The organism is Actinomycetota bacterium, from assembly GCA_030682655.1.
In the GTDB taxonomy this organism is placed as follows: Bacteria; Actinomycetota; Coriobacteriia; order Anaerosomatales; family JAUXNU01; genus JAUXNU01.
Map to the genome: position 1 here is coordinate 1 of JAUXNU010000048.1, position 2,562 is coordinate 2,562.

Annotated in this window: 4 protein-coding genes; all 4 read left to right on the top strand. The window is 62.3% G+C overall.

Annotation, left to right across the window (positions count from 1 at the left end):
• Window positions 1–298: hypothetical protein (locus Q8K99_02825; protein MDP2181486.1), on the top strand; the 298-nt coding region annotated here is incomplete at its 5' end.
• Complete coding sequence (locus Q8K99_02830) at window positions 295–534, top strand: hypothetical protein (protein ID MDP2181487.1); 240 nt, start codon at window positions 295–297, stop codon at window positions 532–534. The genes Q8K99_02825 and Q8K99_02830, both read left to right, overlap by 4 nt.
• A 179-nt stretch (window positions 535–713) precedes the next feature.
• Window positions 714–1,493: a type IV toxin-antitoxin system AbiEi family antitoxin gene (locus Q8K99_02835; GenBank protein ID MDP2181488.1), complete on the top strand. Its 780-nt coding sequence runs from the start codon at window positions 714–716 to the stop codon at window positions 1,491–1,493.
• Entirely contained in the window at window positions 1,478–2,482 is a 1,005-nt protein-coding gene (locus Q8K99_02840) for a nucleotidyl transferase AbiEii/AbiGii toxin family protein (protein ID MDP2181489.1), read from the top strand. Before Q8K99_02835 ends, Q8K99_02840 begins: the two co-directional genes overlap by 16 nt.
• Window positions 2,483–2,562 lie beyond the last annotated feature (80 nt).

Consider the following 2,562-nt stretch of genomic DNA (forward strand, 5'->3'; position numbering starts at 1 on the left):
CCGCTGGGTGGTCGTGCGCGAGCCGATACCCGGTCGGCCGCAGACGGCGCGTGAGGCTTTGGGCGAACTGTTCGGACCGGAAGAGGCCGACCGCCTTCTCGGTCTGTTCCTGTCAGAGCTGATGCTCGCCGACGAAGCGGCGGCGATTGTCGGGATGCCTGCCAAGACTCTGCGGGCGGGCATGTATAAGGGAGTCGTGCCGTACTCGAGGAAGCTCGATCCCGCGGCTCACAAGAGTCCGTGGGTCGTGTTGCCCGACGCGCTACCCGCCATCAAGAAGAAGCGGGAGGGGCGATGACGGCGTACAGGAGAGAGGACGTCTACCGCGTCGTCGACGCTGAGGGCGGCGGCGTGCGCGTGATGATGCCCGGTGGCTTCGCCACCACGGCGATTGAGGTGCGCTACGCGACGCCGAGTGACGCTGCTGCAGCAATCGAGCGGGCAATCAAGGACGGGCTGCCGGCGTTTGAGGTCGTCGACGAGACGGGATCCGCGAAAAACGGTCAGATGTCGAAGACCTCGAAATCCGTCTAACTGGTCTGTCCTGGCGAGGATCGAATCCCTCGGAAGAGGGATGTGCCCACCGTCGTTGGTATTCGACTCAGGAAAACCACAGTCGACGCAAAGCCAAGAGCACGTAAGCCGACCATCTGTTGGTAAGAACCACTGCGAATGCTCACTTTGAGTGATACTATCTACCCGAGGTGACCAACATGAGTGTTCAGTCGTATCTCGAGCAACACCACGTCTTCTCACTTGAGGAGTTCAGAGGCGAGCTAGGCGAAGGTCGCACTTCGTACAACTTGCTGACGCGCGCTGTGAAGAAGGGCCACGCCGATCGGGTCATGCGAGGCGTCTATGTCTCGCGTACGGGCCAGTTCTCCGAGGTCGAACCAGATCCCTACCTCGTGGCCGCAGCGGTCTCGCAAGACGTGGTCATGGTCTATCACTCGGCTCTCGAGCTTCACGGGCTCGCACACAGCCCGTCACGTCGCGTCCAGTTCACGTCCTCCCGGTTGGCGGCTCGATTCGCCTACAGGGACTTCGAGTACGAACGCTATCAACGTCCGAAACTCCCGGCGTCGGGCGAAGTCGCTCAGTCCACGACGCTTGTTGCCCGACCTCAGGGGGTTGTCAGAGTGACCACCCGCGAACGAACGCTCGTCGACTGCATCAATCACGTGGACCTGTCCGGTGGACTCGAAGAAGTCTCTCGAAGCCTCGCCGCGCTACCGTACGTGGATGCTTCGAGCGTGCTCGCGTACCTCAAGGTTCTTGGTAGTCCGACGGCAGTCGCCCGGACAGGCTGGCTCTTGGAGCAGCGAGCCAAGGAGTGGTACGTGAGCTCCGCCGCCCTCGACGAGATGCGCGCGATGCTCGGACGCGGGCCCTACTATCTTGCTCGCAGCAATGAGGCGGGGCAGTGGGTACCGTCGTGGCGGATGTACCTACCATCCAACGCAGACGAGATCGAACGATGGGTGCACGAGTGATGAGACCGAATCTGCTCGATACCGCAGGCTACCAGCCTCAGACCGTCGAGAAGGTCGAACGGTTGCTTGAGCTGCTCGCGGAGTTCGGAGGACACCCCTTCTTGGGTCCGAGAGCCAGGCTCCACGGAGGAACGGCCCTGAACGTTTTTCACCTCGGCATGCCGAGGCTCTCAGTCGACGCCGACCTGACGTACGTCGGGCAGGTGACGAAGCAGGGGCTTGAGGCGGAGCGGCCCGAAATGGAGCGGGCTCTCACAGAGCTCGGCATAAGACTCGGGTACAGCGTTTCAACGAGCGGCAAGGTCGCGCACTCGGGACGCACCTTCAAACTGCGATACGGCCACGGCGACCAGCGAGATCTGATCAAGGTCGACCTCATCTACCTCAACAGGGCGCCGCTGCTCGACTACGAGCAGGCGACCTGCGGGATGTGTTCGCCCGAGACTTCGGTCATGACGCTCGCCCTTCCCGAGCTGATTGCCGGGAAGACCAAGGCACTATTCGACCGTCTCGCTGTCCGTGACCTCTACGACGTGTATCGCATCCAGAAGGGCGGACTGCCCGTATCGCTGGCCGCCGACGATGTTGAGCTCTATCGATTGCAGCGGCGTGTCCGGATCTACTACGCGTCGCTCTCGATGCCGTTTCCGTGTCCGATCGACGGCCGCGTCGTGGAGAAGTTCGCCTCACGTGCAAGCGAGGTCGAAGACGAACTCTATCCCGTCCTCAACGTGAGAGACCGTCCGACGCTGGAAGCCATGATGGAGTCCGCAGCGTGCTACATCGACGAGCACGTCGCGCCCAGGCAGGACGAGGAGCACGAGTACCTGCGGCGGCTGGAGGAGTCCTCAGAGTACGTTCCGAGATTGCTCTTCGCCCCTTGGCCTGCGGTGCTGGAGCGAGCAGAGGTAAGCCCCGCCGCCGAATGGAAGGTCATGAATCTGCGGACGAGGCCCGCGGAACCCGAGGGCGACTATCCGGAGTGGTGACGGCCCCGGATTTGTCGCCCGATTTGTCGCCCAAATACCTGGTGACTATTGGTACTCGTTGGGACCTGTTGGGACTCACC

Excerpts from the sequence above, each read along its gene's own strand:
- Q8K99_02830 (MDP2181487.1), top strand. The coding sequence starts at position 295 with ATGACGGCGTACAGGAGAGAGGACGTCTACCGCGTCGTCGACGCTGAG.
- Q8K99_02835 (MDP2181488.1), top strand. The coding sequence starts at position 714 with ATGAGTGTTCAGTCGTATCTCGAGCAACACCACGTCTTCTCACTTGAG.
- Q8K99_02840 (MDP2181489.1), top strand. The coding sequence starts at position 1,478 with ATGGGTGCACGAGTGATGAGACCGAATCTGCTCGATACCGCAGGCTAC.